This is a genomic window from Paraburkholderia sp. SIMBA_030, assembly GCF_046535245.1.
Taxonomy (GTDB): domain Bacteria; phylum Pseudomonadota; class Gammaproteobacteria; order Burkholderiales; family Burkholderiaceae; genus Paraburkholderia.
Window position 1 is genome coordinate 1 of record NZ_JAWRXB010000975.1, and the last position, 257, is coordinate 257.

1 protein-coding gene is annotated in these 257 nt (G+C 57.2%); it reads right to left on the minus strand.

All coding sequences use genetic code 11. From position 1 onward, the window contains the following. The coding region (locus SB772_RS42920; RefSeq protein WP_410838884.1) for a hypothetical protein at window positions 1-257 on the minus strand (257 nt) is incomplete at both ends.

Sequence of the window (257 nt, forward strand, 5' to 3'; positions counted from 1 at the left end):
TTGCTGTTCACTTCCACGTTGAGCGGCAATCCGGCTTCCGCCAGTCGCGTCTGGGCGCGTAAATCCATATCCACCGGACCGGAAAGATTAACGCCAATCTCCAGCTGTTCGCGCAGCGCGCCGCCCACTTTCAGCTTCACCTTTTCACCTTTCAACGGCTCCACGTTCAGTGTACTATTGAGAGTGATGTCCACCGGCCAGTTGTCTGACAGCTGCGCCGTGCCGCTGGCGTTGACGATCCCTTGACTGGAATCGAT